Source organism: Breoghania sp., assembly GCF_963674635.1.
Lineage (GTDB): Bacteria > Pseudomonadota > Alphaproteobacteria > Rhizobiales > Stappiaceae > Breoghania.
Genome location: NZ_OY771475.1, coordinates 4,246,201 through 4,263,571, shown reverse-complemented (window position 1 = coordinate 4,263,571; position 17,371 = coordinate 4,246,201). Strand labels below are relative to the sequence as shown.

The 17,371-nt window shown below is 64.0% G+C and carries 17 protein-coding genes; all 17 read left to right on the top strand.

The features are described 5' to 3' along the window. The 17 genes from atpD to ABGM93_RS18380 all read left to right on the top strand — a co-directional run bounded on the left by atpD (position 1) and on the right by ABGM93_RS18380 (position 17,342). Positions 1-1,440 carry a F0F1 ATP synthase subunit beta gene (gene atpD / locus ABGM93_RS18460; RefSeq protein ID WP_321501951.1) on the top strand — a complete coding sequence of 480 codons (1,440 nt, stop codon included), beginning with the start codon at positions 1-3 and terminating at the stop codon, positions 1,438-1,440. Further along, on the top strand, positions 1,437-1,910 hold the full coding sequence (locus ABGM93_RS18455; protein WP_319775349.1) for a F0F1 ATP synthase subunit epsilon: 474 nt from the start codon (positions 1,437-1,439) through the stop codon (positions 1,908-1,910). Before atpD ends, ABGM93_RS18455 begins: the two co-directional genes overlap by 4 nt. Then, the gene (locus ABGM93_RS18450) at positions 1,907-2,185 is read left to right on the top strand and encodes an AtpZ/AtpI family protein (RefSeq protein WP_321501948.1); all 279 of its coding nucleotides are present in this window, start codon (positions 1,907-1,909) and stop codon (positions 2,183-2,185) included. The genes ABGM93_RS18455 and ABGM93_RS18450 overlap by 4 nt, the downstream gene beginning before the upstream one ends. Further along, the gene (locus ABGM93_RS18445) at positions 2,182-2,481 is read left to right on the top strand and encodes an ATP synthase subunit I (RefSeq protein ID WP_321501946.1); all 300 of its coding nucleotides are present in this window, start codon (positions 2,182-2,184) and stop codon (positions 2,479-2,481) included. Before ABGM93_RS18450 ends, ABGM93_RS18445 begins: the two co-directional genes overlap by 4 nt. Further along, the gene (locus ABGM93_RS18440) at positions 2,481-3,176 is read left to right on the top strand and encodes a F0F1 ATP synthase subunit A (RefSeq protein WP_321501944.1); all 696 of its coding nucleotides are present in this window, start codon (positions 2,481-2,483) and stop codon (positions 3,174-3,176) included. The genes ABGM93_RS18445 and ABGM93_RS18440 overlap by 1 nt, the downstream gene beginning before the upstream one ends. After that, positions 3,173-3,424, top strand: coding sequence for a F0F1 ATP synthase subunit C (locus tag ABGM93_RS18435; RefSeq protein ID WP_321333249.1), 252 nt, complete (start codon positions 3,173-3,175; stop codon positions 3,422-3,424). The genes ABGM93_RS18440 and ABGM93_RS18435 overlap by 4 nt, the downstream gene beginning before the upstream one ends. A 14-nt stretch (positions 3,425-3,438) precedes the next feature. Beyond that, on the top strand, positions 3,439-4,173 hold the full coding sequence (locus ABGM93_RS18430) for a F0F1 ATP synthase subunit delta (RefSeq protein WP_321501942.1): 735 nt from the start codon (positions 3,439-3,441) through the stop codon (positions 4,171-4,173). Then, complete coding sequence (locus ABGM93_RS18425) at positions 4,166-5,713, top strand: F0F1 ATP synthase subunit alpha (RefSeq protein WP_321501939.1); 1,548 nt, start codon at positions 4,166-4,168, stop codon at positions 5,711-5,713. The genes ABGM93_RS18430 and ABGM93_RS18425 overlap by 8 nt, the downstream gene beginning before the upstream one ends. Then, positions 5,710-6,579: a F0F1 ATP synthase subunit gamma gene (locus ABGM93_RS18420; protein ID WP_321501937.1), complete on the top strand. Its 870-nt coding sequence runs from the start codon at positions 5,710-5,712 to the stop codon at positions 6,577-6,579. The genes ABGM93_RS18425 and ABGM93_RS18420 overlap by 4 nt, the downstream gene beginning before the upstream one ends. 256 nt (positions 6,580-6,835) lie before the next feature. Next, complete coding sequence (locus tag ABGM93_RS18415) at positions 6,836-8,638, top strand: DEAD/DEAH box helicase (RefSeq protein ID WP_321501936.1); 1,803 nt, start codon at positions 6,836-6,838, stop codon at positions 8,636-8,638. Positions 8,639-9,007: 369 nt separating this feature from the next. Beyond that, positions 9,008-9,916 carry an FCD domain-containing protein gene (locus ABGM93_RS18410; protein ID WP_321501934.1) on the top strand — a complete coding sequence of 303 codons (909 nt, stop codon included), beginning with the start codon at positions 9,008-9,010 and terminating at the stop codon, positions 9,914-9,916. Next, entirely contained in the window at positions 9,906-10,952 is a 1,047-nt protein-coding gene (locus ABGM93_RS18405; protein WP_319775329.1) for an ABC transporter ATP-binding protein, read from the top strand. The genes ABGM93_RS18410 and ABGM93_RS18405 overlap by 11 nt, the downstream gene beginning before the upstream one ends. Continuing rightward, positions 10,949-12,100 (top strand): dipeptide ABC transporter ATP-binding protein, encoded by a 1,152-nt coding sequence (locus ABGM93_RS18400; RefSeq protein ID WP_321501932.1) that lies wholly within the window; start codon positions 10,949-10,951, stop codon positions 12,098-12,100. The genes ABGM93_RS18405 and ABGM93_RS18400 overlap by 4 nt, the downstream gene beginning before the upstream one ends. 19 nt (positions 12,101-12,119) lie before the next feature. After that, positions 12,120-13,601 carry an ABC transporter substrate-binding protein gene (locus ABGM93_RS18395; RefSeq protein WP_321506000.1) on the top strand — a complete coding sequence of 494 codons (1,482 nt, stop codon included), beginning with the start codon at positions 12,120-12,122 and terminating at the stop codon, positions 13,599-13,601. A 95-nt stretch (positions 13,602-13,696) separates the two neighbouring features. Then, positions 13,697-14,644, top strand: a complete 948-nt coding sequence (locus tag ABGM93_RS18390) for an ABC transporter permease (protein ID WP_319775326.1) — start codon at positions 13,697-13,699, stop codon at positions 14,642-14,644. Beyond that, positions 14,641-15,519 carry an ABC transporter permease gene (locus ABGM93_RS18385; RefSeq protein ID WP_321333273.1) on the top strand — a complete coding sequence of 293 codons (879 nt, stop codon included), beginning with the start codon at positions 14,641-14,643 and terminating at the stop codon, positions 15,517-15,519. Before ABGM93_RS18390 ends, ABGM93_RS18385 begins: the two co-directional genes overlap by 4 nt. 35 nt (positions 15,520-15,554) lie before the next feature. Further along, positions 15,555-17,342, top strand: a complete 1,788-nt coding sequence (locus tag ABGM93_RS18380) for a gamma-glutamyltransferase family protein (protein ID WP_321501930.1) — start codon at positions 15,555-15,557, stop codon at positions 17,340-17,342. The last annotated feature ends 29 nt before the right edge of the window (positions 17,343-17,371 follow it).

The window sequence follows — 17,371 nt, the reverse complement described above, 5'->3', positions numbered from 1 at the left end:
ATGCCCACATTGGCTTTGAGTGGATTGGCTTTAAGTGGAAAGGTCGTGGCGATCCGCGGCGCGGTGGTGGACATCGCCTTTGCCGGAGGTGGTCTGCCGGCCATCAATGACGCGCTGATCATCGAGAACCCGGATCGCGGAGCCGTGCTCGTCGAGGTTCAGGCCCACCTCGATGGTCAAACGGTGCGCAGCATTGCCTTGCAGGCGACGGCGGGGCTCAGGCGGGGCGATGATGTAACCCGCTGTGGCCACCCGCTTGAGGTTCCCGTCGGCACCGCGGTTCTCGGGCGGCTTCTCAACGTGGCGGGCGAAGTCGGCGACGCGCTTGAGCCGCTGGCGGAGAAGACGCCGAAACTTCCGATCCATCGTTCTCCACCGGACTTCAGCGCCGAGGATGGACGAACGGATCTCTTTCGCACGGGCATCAAGATCATCGATCTGCTGACCCCTCTGGCGCGCGGCGGCAAGGCCGCGATGTTCGGCGGCGCAGGCGTGGGCAAGACCGTTCTGGTGATGGAACTGATCCACGCAATGGTCGCGGGTTACGAGGGCATTTCGGTTTTCGCGGGCGTTGGCGAACGCTCGCGCGAGGGCCACGAGATGCTGAGCGACATGCGCGAAAGCGCGGTGCTGGAGCGCACCGTGCTCGTCTACGGGCAGATGAACGAGCCGCCCGGCGCGCGCTGGCGGGTGCCGATGACGGCGCTGACGATTGCGGAGTCCTTTCGAGATGACGAGCATCGCGACGTGCTCCTTCTCATGGACAACGTCTTTCGCTTCGTTCAGGCGGGTTCGGAGGTGTCCGGGCTTTTGGGCCGGATGCCGAGCCGGGTGGGCTACCAGCCGACGCTGGCGAGCGAGGTCGCGGCCCTTCAGGAGCGTATCGCCTCCGCCAACGGCCATTCGATCACCGCCATCGAGGCAGTCTATGTGCCCGCCGACGATTTCACCGATCCGGCGGTAACCACCATCGCCGGCCACGTGGATTCCATGGTCGTGCTGTCACGCGCCATGGCCGCAGATGGCATGTATCCCGCCATTGATCCGATCGCGTCGTCCTCCATCCTGCTCGATCCGCTGGTCGTGGGCGAGGAACATGAGCGCGTGGCCAACGAAGTCCGCCGCACCATCGAGCACTACCGCGAATTGCAGGACGTAATCTCGCTTCTCGGCATGGAGGAGCTGGGACAGGAGGACCGGCTTCTGGTGGAGCGCGCCCGTCGGCTGCAACGGTTCCTGACCCAGCCTTTCACGGTGACGGAGGCCTTCACGGGGATTTCCGGTTGCTCGGTGCCGCTTGAAGACACGCTGGAAGGCTGCAGGGCGATCCTTTCCGGCGAGACCGACGACTGGGACGAAAGCTCGCTCTACATGATCGGCACTCTGGAGGAGGCCCGCGCGAAGGAAGAGGCCGCGCGCAAGAAGGGGGCGGCCGAATGAGCGAAGGCCTTCACCTCACCATCACCACCGCGATGGAGGTGCTCGTCGACGCAACGGGCGTCGCCTCCGTGCGGGCGGAAGATGAAAGCGGCGGGTTCGGGATCCTGCCGGGCCACACCGAGTTTCTGACCGTGCTCCCCGCGTCCGTGATGCGATGGCGGGACGAACGTGGCGCGCTCCACTTCTGCGCCTTGCGTGGCGGGATGCTGACGGTGCGCGGCGGATACGATGTCTCGGTTGCCTGTCGTCAGGGGCTTCTGGGAGACGACCTTCACGAGCTGGAAGCGGAAGTGGAGAAACTGCGCGCCGAAGAGAAGGATGCAGCGCGCAATGCGCGGGCCGCCGACATGCGGCTTCACGCCCAGGCTGTGCGTCAGCTCATGCGCTACCTGCGGCCCGGCGATACGGGAAGCTTCGATCACCCGCCCTCCATCGTTGCCGACGCCAGGCAGGACGGGGGCGAGCCATGATCCTGAAAGATCGCGACCACATGGCCGAGGCCGCACGGCGCACGGCGACACGCGAGGAGATGAGCCGAAGGGCGCCCGAACCCTCGCTTGGCAACCGGCTCGGTCAGATCGGCATTCTCGGCTGGGCCATCGTCATGCCGATGCTCATCGGCATTTTCCTGGGGCGCATGGCCGATCGCGGCTTTTCGACCGGCATCTTCTTCACCGCGCCTGCAATCCTGATCGGGGCGGCCATCGGCTTCTACTCGGCCTGGAAATGGATGCACCGCCAATGATGCCTTTTCTCACCTCTCTCCAGACCCTTCCTCCCCTTGCAGGCGGTTTTTTCGGCCTGCTGATGGGCCTTGCGGCGGGGGTACTCCACTTCGCCAGCCTGAAGCGGGTGGCCGAACTTTATACCGGTGGCGGGCCGATCGGGCGCACGCTCGCCCTGCATATCGCCCGCTTCGCGCTGATCGTCGCGGTTCTGGTCCTGCTGGCGCTCATCGGTGCGCTGCCGCTTCTGTCAGGCGCGCTGGGCATCCTCATTGCGCGCGCGCTCGTCCTGCGTTTCACGAAAGAGCCCGCCTGATGGAAAGCCCGCTTGTCCTTGAACCGCTCTTCCATGTGGGGCCGGTGCCGATCACTGCGCCGGTGGTGGTCACGTGGTTCCTGATGCTGGGGCTGGCTTTAGCCTGCAGGCTCGCCACGCGGCGGCTCAGCCTCCTGCCCGGCAAGGTGCAGACCGTGCTGGAGCTTTTCGTCACCACCATCGACGGCCAGATCCGCGAGACGATGCAGCGCGCGCCCGGCCCCTATCGCACATTGATCGGCTCGATCTTTCTCTATGTGCTGCTGGCGAACTGGTCCTCGCTCATTCCCGGCATAGAGCCGCCGACCGCGCATCTGGAAACAGACGCTGCCCTCGCCCTCATCGTTTTCGCCGCAACCATCTGGTTCGGCATCTCCACCCGCGGGCTGAAGGGCTATCTCTCCACCTTTGCCGAGCCTTCATGGGTGATGATCCCGCTCAACCTGGTGGAACAGATCACCCGCACCTTCTCGCTGATCGTGCGCCTTTTCGGCAACGTGATGAGCGGCGTCTTCGTGATCGGCATCATCCTCTCCCTTGCGGGCCTTCTCGTCCCCATCCCGCTGATGGCTCTCGATCTGCTGACCGGCGCGGTACAGGCCTACATCTTCGCGGTGCTCGCCACCGTCTTCATTGGAGCCGCGGCCGGGGAGGCTCCCGATCAATCCTCTCACAAGGAAAGCCCAAGCCCATGACGGAAAATCTCATCCAGATCGTCAGCATCCTCGCCGCGGCCATCGCCGTCAGTTTCGGGGCCATCGGGCCGGCGCTTGCCGAAGGAAAGGCGGTCGCCGCAGCCATGGACGCCATCGCCCGCCAGCCGGAAGCCGCGGGCACGCTCTCGCGCACACTGTTCGTCGGTCTCGCCATGATCGAGACCATGGCGATCTACACGCTGGTGATTGCGCTTCTGGTGCTCTTCGCCAATCCCTTCGTCCAATAGAAACGGTCCCGGCCATGCAACTGGACTGGTGGACACTGCTGCTTCAGACGGTCAACGTCCTGATCCTTTTGTGGATCTTGTCGCATTTCCTGTTCCGGCCGGTCGCAAGGATCATCGCCGAGCGTCAGGCGGCTGCACAAGCCGAGTTCCAGCGTGCGAAAGACGAGCATGCCAAGGCGGAGGCCGAGCGCGAGACGCTGCGAAAGCTGGCGCAAGAGACAGCATCCAAACGGGCGGACATCCTGTCCCGCGCCGAAGAGGAGGCGAAAGCGCAAAAGAAAGCCCTTCTGGAGGATGCACGCGCGCAAGCCGACGCGGCGCTCGAAGCCACACGTGGCGAACTGGAGCGCATGCGCGACGCGCAAGCGCGGGCACTGTCGGACGCCGCGGGTGCGCTTGCAACCGACATCGCGGCCCGGTTGCTCGACCGGCTTCCCGACGAAGCGCGCATCTCCGGCTTCATCGAGGGGCTTGCGGACGCCGTCATCGACCTGCCGGAGAGCACCCGCAAGGGGATCGGCATGACCGGCCCGGTGCCGATCCGCACCGCACGGGACCTGACCGCTCAGGAAGCCACGCTCCTCAAGGAACGTCTTGCACAGGCTGTCGGACATCCGCTCGACATCACCATCACCGCGGACACGAGCCTTCTGGCGGGCCTCGAACTCGATGCGCCCAAGGCCATCGTGCGCAATCATCTGCGGGCAGATCTCGACCGCATCCGGCAGGAGTTGGACGCACATGAGTGAGCAACAGCCGCTTGCAGACTGGCTCGACAGGAGCCGTACGCGACTGCGCCGCGCCAATCTCGGCCCCGACGCGCAAGCCATCGGGCGTGTGGTGCATCTGGCTGATGGCATCGCGCGGATCTCCGGCCTGCCAGACGCCCCGCTGGGCGCGCTCGTTCGTTTTGAAAACGGCCATTCAGGTTTCGTGCAGGCGCTCGATCGCGACACGCTCGATGCGGTCATGCTGGATGACGCAGGCGCGGTATCAGCGGGAAGCCGCGTCGTCGACACCGGCGAGGTGTTGCGGGTGCCGGTGGGCGAGGAACTCCTGGGCCGTGTCGTGGACCCGCTGGGACGCCCCCTCGATCAGGGGGCTGAACTGGAAGATCTGGAACGCCACCCGGTCGAGCGGCCTGCGCCTTCGATCATCGCGCGCGACAAGGTTTCCCATCCGGTGGAAACGGGTGTTCTGGTGATCGACAGTCTGTTTGCGCTGGGACGCGGCCAGCGCGAACTGATCCTCGGCGACCGTGCCACCGGCAAGACCGCGCTGGCGGTGGATGCGATCATCAACCAGAAAACCAGCGACGTCGTCTGCGTCTATGTGGCTGTGGGTCAGCGCACCACCGCCGTGGAACGGGTGATTGCAGCGGTACGTGAACATGGCGCACCGGAGCGTTGCATTTTCGTTATTGGCAACGCGGCCGCCGCACCGGGCCTTCAGTGGCTGGCGCCTTTTTCGGGCATGACAATGGCGGAGTACTTCCGCGACAGGGGTCAGCACGCCCTCATCGTGATCGACGACCTCACCCGCCACGCCGCCACCCACCGGGAGCTTTCGTTGCTCACCCGCGAGCCTCCCGGTCGCGAAGCCTATCCGGGCGATATCTTCTATCTTCATGCGCGGCTTCTGGAACGTGCGGCCAAGCTCGCCGAGACGGAAGGCGGCGGCTCGCTGACGGCACTGCCCATTGCGGAAACCGATGCAGGCAATCTTTCCGCCTATATCCCGACCAATCTCATCTCGATCACGGATGGACAGATTGCCCTCAGCACACGCCTTTTCGCAGCCGGTCAGCGCCCCGCCGTGGATGTGGGCCTGAGCGTCAGCCGTGTGGGCGGCAAGGCGCAGAGCCCGGCGCTTCGCAAGGTGTCAGGCCGTATCCGTCTGGAATATGCCCAGTTTCAGGAACTTGAAATGTTCACCCGTTTCGGTGGCATCACCAATCCGCGCGTCCAGAGCCAGATCGCGCGCGGCGAACGTATCCGGTCACTCCTGACCCAGCCGCGTTTCGCGAGTTTGCGCGGCGTCGATCAGGTAGCCCTGTTGAGCGCGCTAGGCGAGGGAACGTTCGACACCATTCCTGTCTCCGGCCTTGGTCCGCTCCGCAAGGCCTTGCCCGGATGGCTGGATGCCCATGCGCCGGAAATCGTCGCAAAGATAGGCAAGGACGGCACGCTGGACGAGGCCCAACACGCCCGGCTTTCCGCTCTCGTTGCCGATCTCGCCCGCACGATCCTGCCGCAAGGATCGACCGGCAGCGAAGGCGCGTCCCCATGACCGGAAGATTGGCCCAGGTCGAGGCGCGGATCGAGACCGTCGGCAAGCTCTCCACGGTCATCAATGCCATGCGCAGCATCGCAGCCGCGCGCGCGCAGGAGGCACGTACGCATCTCGACAGCATTCGCGCCTATGCCGAGACCATCGGCGCAGGCATCGGGCAGGCCCTTGCCTGCCTCCCGCAAGATGGCGGCCCGCCGGTCCACCACGGTGGCGACGGGCGGGAGGCCCTCATCGTCCTGTGCGCGGAGCAGGGTTTTGCGGGCGCCTTCAGCCGCAAGACGCTTGATGCCGCGGGGGCCCGGCAGCATCGCGCGAAGAATGAGAACCAGGAGTTGCTCATTGTCGGCACGCGCGGCATGAGCGCGGCAGAAGAAGACGGGCTGACAATTCAATGGTGCAGCCCGATGATCTCTCACCCCTCGCAGACGGGCGCGCTGGCGGACCGCATCACCGAAGCCATCTATGAACGCCTCGCCTCCGGCGACATCTCGCAGGTCTCCATTGTCCATACGGTGCCGGGTCTGAGCGCAACGCAGCAGATCCTCAAGAAACGCCTGGTGCCCTTCGACTTTTCGCGATTTACCGTCGCACACACGTCCATCGAACCGCGTCTGACGCTGCCGCCGGATCGGCTGTTCGCACAACTGGCGCAGGAATATGTCTTTGCGGAATTGAGCGAGGCAGTGATGCTCTCTTTCGCGGCGGAGAACGAGGCTCGCATGCGCGCCATGCTTGCCGCCCATGACAATGTCACAGAAACGCTGCAAGACCTCATCGGCACGTCGCGCCGCCTCAGACAGGACGAGATTACAAACGAAATCATCGAGCTTGCCTCCGCAGGCACGCAATCGCGTCCTGTCTGAGCCGCGCTTGCCTTGCAGGCTCCTTGTGGCCCGCCTTCACCGATCTGCGCCGTTCCAAGCATCAAACGCAGCCCGGTCTCATCAAGTGACCGCATGAGACAATGCCATGCTCCGCACATTGCAAGTTCATGCGTCGCCCACCTCCCTTTCGCCGGTTTCTCAACCAGCTATCGGGCGAAAGGACGGGGATCCGGCAAACTATGGCTGCCCAGAGCGCACACATTATGGTATTCGGCGACTTTGAAAGATGGTGACCATGACGCCGAGTACCGACTCCTCCCCCGATTCCCTGATCTCTGCCATACATCCGGCCCTTGCTTCCGCCCTTGAGACAAAGGGCTACAGTCAGCTGACCCCGGTGCAGCTGGAGATGACGAACGAAGCCTATCGTGATGCCGATCTGCTGGTCTCTGCCCAGACAGGATCGGGAAAGACGGTCGCCTTCGGCATCGCAATCGCGCCGACACTGCTGGGATCCGCTGAACGCTTTGACGCGCCGGATGCGCCGCTGGGCCTGATCATTGCCCCGACGCGCGAACTTGCCATTCAGGTTCAGCGGGAACTGGAGTGGGTTTATGCGGCAACGCAGATAAGGATCGCCACCTGCGTGGGCGGCATGGACATCCGCAACGAACGCCGGGCGCTCGAACGTGGCGCGCATCTTGTCGTCGGAACGCCCGGGCGCTTGCGCGACCACATCACACGGCGCGCGCTCGATCTCAGCGCCATTCGCGCGGTAGTGCTGGATGAAGCCGACGAAATGCTGGATCTCGGCTTCCGCGATGACCTAGAATTCATCCTCGGCTCAGCGCCGAAAGAGCGCCGGACCCTGCTGTTTTCCGCAACCGTCCCGCGCGGCATCGCCGAACTGGCCAAGACGTTCCAGCACGATGCGCTGCGCGTTGCGACAACCACAACCACCGAACAGCATGCCGACATCGACTATCAGCTGATGCTGGTGCGCCGCGATGAGCGCGAACACGCCATCATCAACACCTTGCTGGATACCGACAGCAAGAGCGCGCTGGTGTTCTGCCACACGCGCGAGGCGGTCCGCCACCTCACCGCGCGCCTCGTCAATCGGGGCTTCTCGGCGGTTTCGCTTTCGGGCGAGATGGCGCAAGCGGCGCGCTCCAATGCACTGCAATCCATGCGCGACGGACGCTCACGCGTCTGCGTGGCGACCGATGTCGCAGCGCGCGGCATCGATCTCCCGAACCTCGACCTCGTGGTCCATGCCGACTTGCCGAGCAACCCGGAAACCCTGCTGCATCGTTCCGGACGGACGGGCCGCGCAGGCCGCAAGGGCATTTCCGTGCTCATCGTCCCCGAACACCGGCGCGGCGCAGCCCACCGTGTGCTCACGCTGGCAAAGCTGACGGCCACCGTGCGTTCGGCGCCCGGCATTGCGGAAATCGAGGAACGCTACCGCAGACGGATACTCGATAAGGCGGCCTCCGCGACGGATCCCGACGCTTCGGAGGCGGATTTCGTGGCCGAGCTGCTGGACCGGGTTGGGCCGCAACGCCTCGCTGCGGCCTTCCTTCGCCAGCAACTGGCCATGCACCCGGTTCCTGAGGAAATCTCGCCGCTCCCCCCCGAGGCCTTGCAGCTCAGAAGCCCGAGTCGCACACGGCGGGACAGAGAGGAACGCGGGAAACCCCGCGAGCCGCGCGGCCCGGACATGCAGGACGGCGTCTGGTTCACCATCTCGCTCGGCCGCAAACAGCGCGCCGATCCGAAGTTCCTGCTGCCGATGATCTGCAACGCGGGCGGCGTGACAAAACGGGATGTCGGCGCGATCCGGATCGACGATACCGAAACCCGTTTCGAGATTTCCGCCGAAAAAGCGGCCAGCTATGCCTGGCAAATCGAGCAGGCTGGCAGCCTTGAGAGGGGCATCCGGATCACACCGGCGGGCGACGCACACGGAAAGCCGAGGCCAGCGAAGCCGAAATTCAAGCCGAACGGCAAGCCGCCCCGCAAACAGCGCACGGCCGAGGCCGATCACGGCAAACCGGCAAAACACAAGAAACACAAGCCGAAGCGCCCCGCCTGATCGGGGCAACCCGCTATAGCGCAGCGTGAACATGCTCGCGGCGCATGCGAGGAAATCGACCGCGCGGGCGCGCGGTCTTTCCCCCTGACCTGATGTGCAGAGGGATCACCGGCTCCGCGGTGGGGCCCTTTCCAGCGGGTGCTGCAAGACACTCTTGCGCCTCCCCTGTCGCAAAATCGGATCGCGGACGCTCGAACACAAGTTGACCCGGCACTGCGCTTTTGTGCCGGCGGGCGCATGGCCCCCACTCGCGGCCCTGCCCCGCAGAGCGGGATTCTCGACCCCGCTTGAGGGTGATGATTCCACCGCCCAATTTGTATGCATTCACCGGTCACTAATTAGGCAAATAATCTGTGCCGGCAAAGCTGGTTGCAGGTTGCCCCCTGGATCGAATTGGAAAATGCCTTTCATTCCCATGATGATGGCTCCCAGTGGCATGACATTCCGTTTGGTGACCGGCGGATCTCCTACACCGTGAAAACCGCTAAATTCTACGGCTTGCACCCAAAAGAAGCGAAGCCAATAATGAGACCAATGTTGATTGGTTCAACGGGTTTCACCATGTCCGACAAGAGTCGGCCGGTCCAACGCAACTCCAATGTTGCTCTGGAACGGGCGCGGATAATCGTCGACCAGCTCGAAGCGGAAAAGCGCGAGCAATTGCCGACGGAACGGGAGCTGGCCGAGCAGATCGGCGTCGGCCGCCGCGCCGTGCGACGCGCGCTTGAGGTTCTAGAAGCAGAAGGCCGTATCTGGCGCAGGCAAGGGGCTGGGACCTTTATCGGCACGGCGCCGGACCGGCCCGACGTCGACGTGCGGGATCTCGCCCAGCAGACCAACATTCTGGAAGTGATGGAAGTTCGCCTGCGCATCGAGCCGGTCCTGGCCCAGCTCGCGGCCCTGCGCGCCACTCCACAGGAAGTCGCCAAGCTGCGGGAGGCCAATAACAAGCTCGTCGAGGCGGCGGATTCCGATGCACGCGAACTGTGGGACAGTGCCCTGCACCGCACCATCGCCCGCATGGCCGGAAACCGGCTGTTCCTGGCCCTCTTCGACGTCATCGACCGGGTTCGCCAGGACGAGAACTGGCGCCACATGCGCGCGGCGGTCCGCACCATGGAAACGATGCGACAGGCCACCCGCCAGCATGACGATCTGGTCGAAGCCATTGCACAGCGCGATCCTTTGGCCGCGGAACGCGCCATGCGCCAACATCTCATGTTTCTGCAGGAAATCTTTGTTATGCCGCACGACGAGGTCGAACGTGATGACGCCTAGCGCGGAGCCAAGTCGCTCTCCCGATCTGGGGGCCGCTCCCGAACCCGACGCCCCCCTTCTGGACGTGCAAAATCTTGCCATCCGCTTCCGGGGAGCGCCCGCCAACGTGGTCGATGGCGTATCCTTCAAGATCAATCCCGGCGAGACCCTGTGCGTCGTCGGCGAAAGCGGTTGCGGCAAGTCGGTGACGGCCCTGTCATTGATGGGCCTGCTGCCAATGCCGCCCGCCGAAATCGTCGGCGGAAAGGCGATGTTCAAGGGGCGCGATCTTCTGCGTCTGCCCCGGCGCGAGATCAATGGCATCCGCGGCGACCAGATGTCGATGATCTTCCAGGAACCGATGACCTCACTCAACCCGGCCTACCGGATCGGCGATCAGATCGCCGAGATCGTGCTGAGCCACCGCAAGGTCTCCCATGCCCAGGCCCGCGCGCGGGCACTGGAAATGCTGGACCGGGTGAGAATTCCGGCCGCGGCCAAGCGGCTGAACGACTATCCGCATCAATTGTCCGGCGGCATGCGCCAGCGCGTCATGATCGCCATGGCGCTGGCCAACGATCCCGCACTGCTGATCGCCGACGAACCCACGACCGCACTCGATGTCACGATCCAGGCGCAGATCCTCGACCTCATCCGCACCTTGCAGGAGGAAACCGGCACCTCGCTGATGCTCATCACGCATGATCTCGGCGTCGTGGCGCAGATCGCCGACCGGGTGGCGGTGATGTATGCGGGACGGATCGTCGAACAAGGCAGTGTCGCCCAGATCTTCGAAGATCCGCAGCACCCCTACACACTCGGCCTGATGAGTTCGATCCCCTCCCTGGGCGAGCGCACCGGTCGGCTGACGACGATCTCAGGCATGGTTCCCACCTTCGACACGATGCCCGCCGGGTGCAGGTTCGCGCCCCGCTGCCCCTTCGCCGACAAGGCTTGCGCGGCAGCCGTGCCCCCTCTCGTGGAAATCGAAAAGGGACACGCGGCGGCCTGCATTCGCGCACCGCTGGAGACGACCTTCGCGGAGGCGGGCGAATGACCGACACGGTTGATCACAACACACCCTACATCCTGGAAACCCGCGACGTGGTCCGCCACTTCGACGCCGGCGGCCCGCTTTTCGGCGCCCGACAGGTCGTGCGCGCCGTTGACGGGGTCACACTCGGCGTGAAACCGGGCGAGACCCTGTCCATCGTGGGCGAGAGCGGCTGCGGAAAGTCCACACTCGCTCGGCTTCTGGTCCGGCTGCTGCAACCGACAAACGGCGCTGTGCTCTATCAGGGCCGTGACATCAGCGATCTGTCGGAAAGCGAGATGCGGCACCTCAGGCGCGACCTTCAGTTCGTGTTCCAGGATCCGTTTTCCTCGCTCAACCCGCGAATGACAGTGGGCGCGATCGTAGAGGAGCCAATGCGCGTGCACGGGCTCGGCGACAAGGCGCAGCGTCGGCGTAAGGTGGGCGAGCTGCTCGCCCGTGTCGGGCTCAGGGCGGAGTTTGCCGACCGCTATCCGCACGAATTCTCCGGCGGCCAGCGCCAGCGCATCGGCATCGCACGGGCTCTGGCCTGCGGCCCGAAGGTCGTGATCGGCGACGAACCGGTCTCCGCCCTCGACGTCTCCGTTCAGGCCCAGGTGATCAATCTTCTGGAAGACCTGAAGGAAGAATTCGATCTCACGCTGGTTCTGATTGCGCACGATCTGGCTGTCATCCGGCATATGAGCGATCGGGTCGCGGTCATGTATCTCGGTCAGGTGGTGGAACTTGCGCAAACCGATGCGCTCTATGATGCGCCGTTGCATCCCTACACCCAGGCATTGATGCAGGCGATCCCCATCCCCTCACCGAGCGCGCAACCGATGAATGGCGGACTCACGGGTGACGTCCCCTCCCCGATCGCGCCCCCCTCGGGATGCCGCTTCCACACGCGTTGTCCCATGGCAGACGCCATGTGCTCTGAAAAGGAACCTCTTCTCAACTCTGTCGGCGATGGACGGTTCGTGGCCTGTCACCATTGGAAGGCTGCGGCCGAAAAGGTCACGCCGCGCGAGACCGAGCCGGAACGCTCGCCTGCCGCCAAACGCCGGTTCACGCTTTATCGAAACCATAGCCTGGGGCGCCAAACCGCCCAACCTGCCCCATCTTCCAAAACTCTCACCCGCCACGAAGGAGAGACAACGCATGAATAGAAAGCTTCTTGCCGGACTGATGCTCGGCGTCGGCCTGTCGGTCACCCCGGTACTCGCCGCTGACCTCCGCATTGCACTGAATTCCGATGCCGACGTTCTCGATCCCGATCAGTCTCGCACGTTCGTCGGTCGCATTGTCTACACCTCGCTGTGCGACAAGCTGATCGACATCACGCCGGAACTGAAGATGATCCCGCAGCTCGCGACCGCCTGGTCGTGGAGCGATGACGGCAAGACGCTAACGATGGAATTGCGCCAGGGCGTGACCTTCCACGATGGCGAGCCGTTCAACGCCGAAGCGGTTGCCTATAACATCGAACGCTCGATGACACTGCCGGAATCGAAGCGTAAATCCGAGTTTGCTTCCGTCGAGAAGACCGAAGTGACCGGTGAATACGAGATCAAGTTCCACCTGAAGAACCCCGATGCGACCCTGCTGGCCCAGCTCGCAGATCGCGGCGGCATGATGATCTCGCCCAAGGCCGCGAAAGCCGAAGGCGTCGATTTCGGAGCCAACCCGGTCTGCTCCGGCCCGTTCAAGTTCAAGGAACGCGTCGCCCAGGATCGCATTTCTCTGGTGAAGTTCGACGAGTACTGGAACGCAGACAAGATCCATTTCGACAGCGTCACCTTCCTGCCGATCCCGGATACGACCGTGCGCCTTGCCAACCTTCGCTCCGGTGACATCGACATGCTGGAACGTCTGGCGGCAACCGATCTGAGCGCGGCCAAGGCCGACAGCAAGCTGAAGGTCGAGGCCGCCACGTCGCTCGGCTATCAGGGCCTCACCCTCAATGTCGGCAATGGCGAAAGGGCCAAGACCCCGCTCGGTGAGAGCAAGCTCGTGCGTCAGGCGCTGTCCTTGTCGATCGACCGTGATGCCCTGAACCAGGTTGTCTTCGAAGGCGCCTTCCAGCCGGGCAACCAGCAGGTCTCGCCTGCAAGCCCCTGGTACAACAAGGACATCCCCGTCCCCGCACGTGACGTGGAAAAGGCGAAGGCCCTTCTGAAGGAAGCCGGCTACGACCGTGTCGAGATCGAATACTCGGTCCCAAACAACCCGGTCCAGATGCAGATCGCGCAGGTCGTTCAGGCGATGGCGGCAGAAGCAAATATCGACATCAAGATCGTCTCCAAGGAATTCGCCAAGCTGATCAACGACGATACCTCGGGTGACTTCGAGGCAAGCCAGATCGGCTGGTCCGGCCGCATCGATCCGGATGGCAACATCCATGCCTTCACTGTCTGTGGCGCCGGGATGAACGATTCCGGGTACTGCAATCCGGAAATCGACGAGCTGCTGAACGCCGCTCGCTCCGCCCCGGACGACGCCAGCCGCAAGGCCCTTTACGACAAGGCGACCACGATCCTCGATAAGGACCTGCCCATCGTCTACTTCTATCACGTGAAGTGGATCTGGGCGCTGTCGAACAAGATCGAGGGCTTCAAGCCCTATCCCGACGGAATGATCCGTCTGGAGGACGTCAAGTTCGCCGACTGATCGTCTGAACCGGTCCTGCGACCGGCACGCATTCCGTCCGGGACGCCGCTCAAGCGTCCCGGACCACTTTTTCCCGAATGCTCGCGGAACCCGCCATGCTGTCTTATATCGCCCGACGCCTCGCCGTCATCGTTCCGACACTGATCCTCGTCTCGATCTTCATCTTCACCCTGCAGAAGATCCTGCCGGGCGATCCTGCGCTCGCGCTTGCGGGCGAAGAACGAGATCCGGCGGCGCTGGAGTTCATCCGCGAGAAATACCATCTCAACGATCCCATCTATCAGCAGTATTTCGCCTGGGCCGCAGCGGCCCTGAAGGGTGATCTCGGCATCTCGCTGCGCACCAACGAACCGGTCACCCAGCTGATCGGCGCGAAGCTGCCCGTCACGATCCAGCTTGCAATCATGGCTATGATCATCGCCTTCCTGGTCGGGGTGCCGGCTGGCGTCATCTCGGCGGTCAAGAAGGGCACCTTTGTCGACTATCTCGCCAATATGGTCGCCCTGTCTGGACTGTCGATCCCGAATTTCTGGCTCGGCATCATGCTCATCCTGCTGGTGTCCGTGCAGTTGGGCTGGCTGCCCGCCTCCGGCTTTGAATCCATTTTCGTGGACCCGGTGCGCTCCCTGCAGACGATGATCATGCCCGCTTTCGTGCTCGGCACCTCGCTTGCCGCAACATTGATGCGCCATACGCGCTCCGCCATGCTTGGCGTGTTGAAGGCCGACTATGTGCGCACCGCCCGTTCCAAGGGCGTTTCCGAACACGCCGTCATCATCAAGCACGCCTTTCGCAACGCGCTTTTGCCGATCGTGACCCTGAGCGCGGTCCTGTTCGGCCAGTTGTTGGCGGGCGCCGTGCTCACCGAGCAGATCTTCACCATTCCCGGCTTCGGCAAGCTGATCGTCGATGCTGTCTTCACCCGTGACTACGCCGTCGTGCAAGGCGTCGTCCTGTGCACCGCAATCGGATTTCTCGGCATGAACCTGCTCGCCGATATCGCCTACTTCCTGCTCAATCCGCGCATGAGGAGCATGCTGTGAGTGCCGCCCTCGATACGGTCGAAACCGAAGCCCTGCCACCGCGCTCGGAAAACCGCGCCTGGAAGAAACTGAAGCGGAACCGCAGCGCGCTGGTCGGACTGGTTCTGGTCTCTTTCTTCATCATCATCGCGCTTGCCGCGCCGCTTCTGCCAGTGCCGGATCCGACCGCGACGAGCTGGACCGCCGTGCGCAAGGCGCCCTCGGCCGCACACTGGCTCGGGACGGACGAGATCGGTCGCGATATCCTCTCGCGCATGATCTGGGGGGCCCGCGCCTCGCTCATGGCGGGCGTCGTCTCCGTCGTCATCGCGGTGCTGATCGGCGTGCCGCTGGGACTTCTCGCCGGCTATTTCGGCAGGTGGGTCGACCAGATCATCTCGCGCATCGCCGATGCGCTGCTGGCGACCCCGTTCCTGATCCTGGCCATTGCGCTTGCCGCCTTCCTTGGCCCAAGCCTCACCAATGCGATGATCGCCATCGGCCTGTCGGCCATGCCGATCTTCATCCGCCTCACACGCGGTCAGGTGCTGAGCGTGAAGACCGAGGATTTCGTGGAAGGTGCGCGCGCCGTCGGGCTCGGCAACACGGCCATCATAACGCGCTACATCCTGCCAAACGTGTTTGCCCCCATTCTGGTGCAGGCAACCCTCACCGTTGCCACCGCGATCATCGCCGAGGCGAGCCTGTCCTTCCTCGGCCTCGGCCAGCAGCCGCCTGCACCCAGCTGGGGCTCCATGCTCAACGTCGCCAAGAACTTCCTCACCCAGGCCCCGTGGATGGCCTGGTGGCCGGGCGCGGCGATCTTCTTCGTCGTGCTGGGCTTCAACCTGCTCGGCGACGGTCTGCGCGACGCGCTCGATCCGCGCGAAGGCTGATCACCAAAAAAGTCAAAAACAACAAGGGGCCAACCATGTCGATGTTCACCACGAGACCCGAGATCCAGGGCACGTTCGGGGTTGTTACCTCAACCCACTGGATCGCCTCAGCCGTCGGCATGCGGATGTTGGAACTTGGCGGCAACGCCTTTGATGCGGCGGTCGCCACCGGCCTGGTCCTGCAGGTGGTGGAGCCGCATCTGAACGGCCCGGCAGGCGATCTGCCGGTGGTCCTCCACAGTGCCGCGACCGGCAGGACGGACGTGATCTGCGGTCAGGGATCCGCACCGGCGGGCGCCACGATCGAACACTATCGCAGCGAAGGCCTGTCGCTCATTCCCGGCGATGGGCTTCTGGCAACGGTCATCCCCGGCGCTTTCGATGCCTGGATGCTGATGCTGCGCGATTACGGAACGCTTCCGCTGCGCACGGTCCTGGAACCGGCGATCCACTATGCCGAGGCCGGTCACCCGATCCTGCCGCGCGTCTCCGCAACGATTGCGGGTCTGGCCGATTTCTTCGGGCAGGAATGGCCGACCTCGCATGCGACCTGGCTTCCCGGCGGCAACGTGCCTGAAGCGCGCGCCCTGTTCCGCAATCCCGTTTTGGCCCAGACCTGGACACGTCTCCTCGCGCAAGCGGAAACCCGTCAGGGCCGCGAGGCCCAGATCGAGGGCGCACGCGATTGTTTCTATCGCGGTTTCATCGCCGAGAGCATCGTCAACTTCCTGAAGGATGCGGAGGTACGTGACGGCAGCGGCGAAAAGCACAAGGGCGTTTTGAGCGGCGACGATCTGGCCTCATGGCAGGCGACGGTCGAGACGCCCCTGACCTATGACTATCACGACTGGACCCTCGCCAAGACCGGCCCGTGGGGACAGGGCCCGGTGCTGTTGCAGTCGCTGGCGCTGCTCAAGGGCTTCGATATTGCCAAGCTCGATCCGACGGGCCCCGAATTCGTTCATCTGGTCACGGAGGCAATGAAGCTCGCCTATGCGGACCGCGAAGCCTATTACGGCGATCCAGCCTTCATCGACGTTCCGATGGAGCATCTCCTGTCCGATGCCTATAACGACGCGCGACGCAAACTGATCGGCGATAAGGCCGCCTTCGATCTGGTGCCGGGTGTGGTGCCCGGTTTCGAAGATCAGGTGAAGGCGATGATGGCCGTCATCGACAAGGCGGGCATCTCGCCCACGGGCGTCTACGAGCCGACCATGGCGCATCTGTCTGAAAAGCGCGGCGACACGGTGCATCTCGATGTCATCGACCGCTGGGGCAACATGGTGGCGGCAACGCCGTCGGGCGGCTGGCTGCAATCCTCGCCGATCATTCCCGACCTCGGCTTCTGCCTCAATTCGCGCGCGCAGATGTTCTGGCTGGAGCCCGGCCTGCCCGGCTCGCTGATGCCCGGCAAACGTCCGCGCACCACCCTGACACCCTCCATCGCCTTCCATGAGGGACGCCCGACACTGGCCTTCGGCACACCGGGCGGCGACCAGCAGGACCAATGGCAGCTCTCGCTGTTCCTGCGGCTTGCCCATCACGGGCTCAATCTGCAGGAAGCGATCGATCTCCCGCTCTTCCACACGACCCACTTCCCCGGTTCGTTCTATCCGCGCCAGCGCCAGCCAGGCCATCTGATGGTCGAGGAAAGCATCGGCGCGGAAACGCTGGCTGCGCTGCGCGAACGCGGACACAAGGTGGAAGCGGCACCGGAATGGTCGATCGGCAGACTGACCGCGGCCAAACGCGAGCCGGATGGCTTGCTGAAGGCAGGCGCGACCCCGCGGCTGATGCAGGCCTACGCCATCGGGCGCTGAGCGGAAGGCGGGAGACGTTTCCGCAACCG

Excerpts from the sequence above, each read along its gene's own strand:
- ABGM93_RS18420 (WP_321501937.1), top strand. The coding sequence starts at position 5,710 with ATGACCGGAAGATTGGCCCAGGTCGAGGCGCGGATCGAGACCGTCGGC.
- ABGM93_RS18405 (WP_319775329.1), top strand. The coding sequence starts at position 9,906 with ATGACGCCTAGCGCGGAGCCAAGTCGCTCTCCCGATCTGGGGGCCGCT.
- ABGM93_RS18415 (WP_321501936.1), top strand. The coding sequence starts at position 6,836 with ATGACGCCGAGTACCGACTCCTCCCCCGATTCCCTGATCTCTGCCATA.
- ABGM93_RS18395 (WP_321506000.1), top strand. The coding sequence starts at position 12,120 with ATGCTCGGCGTCGGCCTGTCGGTCACCCCGGTACTCGCCGCTGACCTC.
- atpD (WP_321501951.1), top strand. The coding sequence starts at position 1 with ATGCCCACATTGGCTTTGAGTGGATTGGCTTTAAGTGGAAAGGTCGTG.
- ABGM93_RS18380 (WP_321501930.1), top strand. The coding sequence starts at position 15,555 with ATGTCGATGTTCACCACGAGACCCGAGATCCAGGGCACGTTCGGGGTT.
- ABGM93_RS18450 (WP_321501948.1), top strand. The coding sequence starts at position 1,907 with ATGATCCTGAAAGATCGCGACCACATGGCCGAGGCCGCACGGCGCACG.
- ABGM93_RS18445 (WP_321501946.1), top strand. The coding sequence starts at position 2,182 with ATGATGCCTTTTCTCACCTCTCTCCAGACCCTTCCTCCCCTTGCAGGC.
- ABGM93_RS18425 (WP_321501939.1), top strand. The coding sequence starts at position 4,166 with ATGAGTGAGCAACAGCCGCTTGCAGACTGGCTCGACAGGAGCCGTACG.
- ABGM93_RS18455 (WP_319775349.1), top strand. The coding sequence starts at position 1,437 with ATGAGCGAAGGCCTTCACCTCACCATCACCACCGCGATGGAGGTGCTC.
- ABGM93_RS18440 (WP_321501944.1), top strand. The coding sequence starts at position 2,481 with ATGGAAAGCCCGCTTGTCCTTGAACCGCTCTTCCATGTGGGGCCGGTG.
- ABGM93_RS18435 (WP_321333249.1), top strand. The coding sequence starts at position 3,173 with ATGACGGAAAATCTCATCCAGATCGTCAGCATCCTCGCCGCGGCCATC.
- ABGM93_RS18400 (WP_321501932.1), top strand. The coding sequence starts at position 10,949 with ATGACCGACACGGTTGATCACAACACACCCTACATCCTGGAAACCCGC.
- ABGM93_RS18430 (WP_321501942.1), top strand. The coding sequence starts at position 3,439 with ATGCAACTGGACTGGTGGACACTGCTGCTTCAGACGGTCAACGTCCTG.
- ABGM93_RS18390 (WP_319775326.1), top strand. The coding sequence starts at position 13,697 with ATGCTGTCTTATATCGCCCGACGCCTCGCCGTCATCGTTCCGACACTG.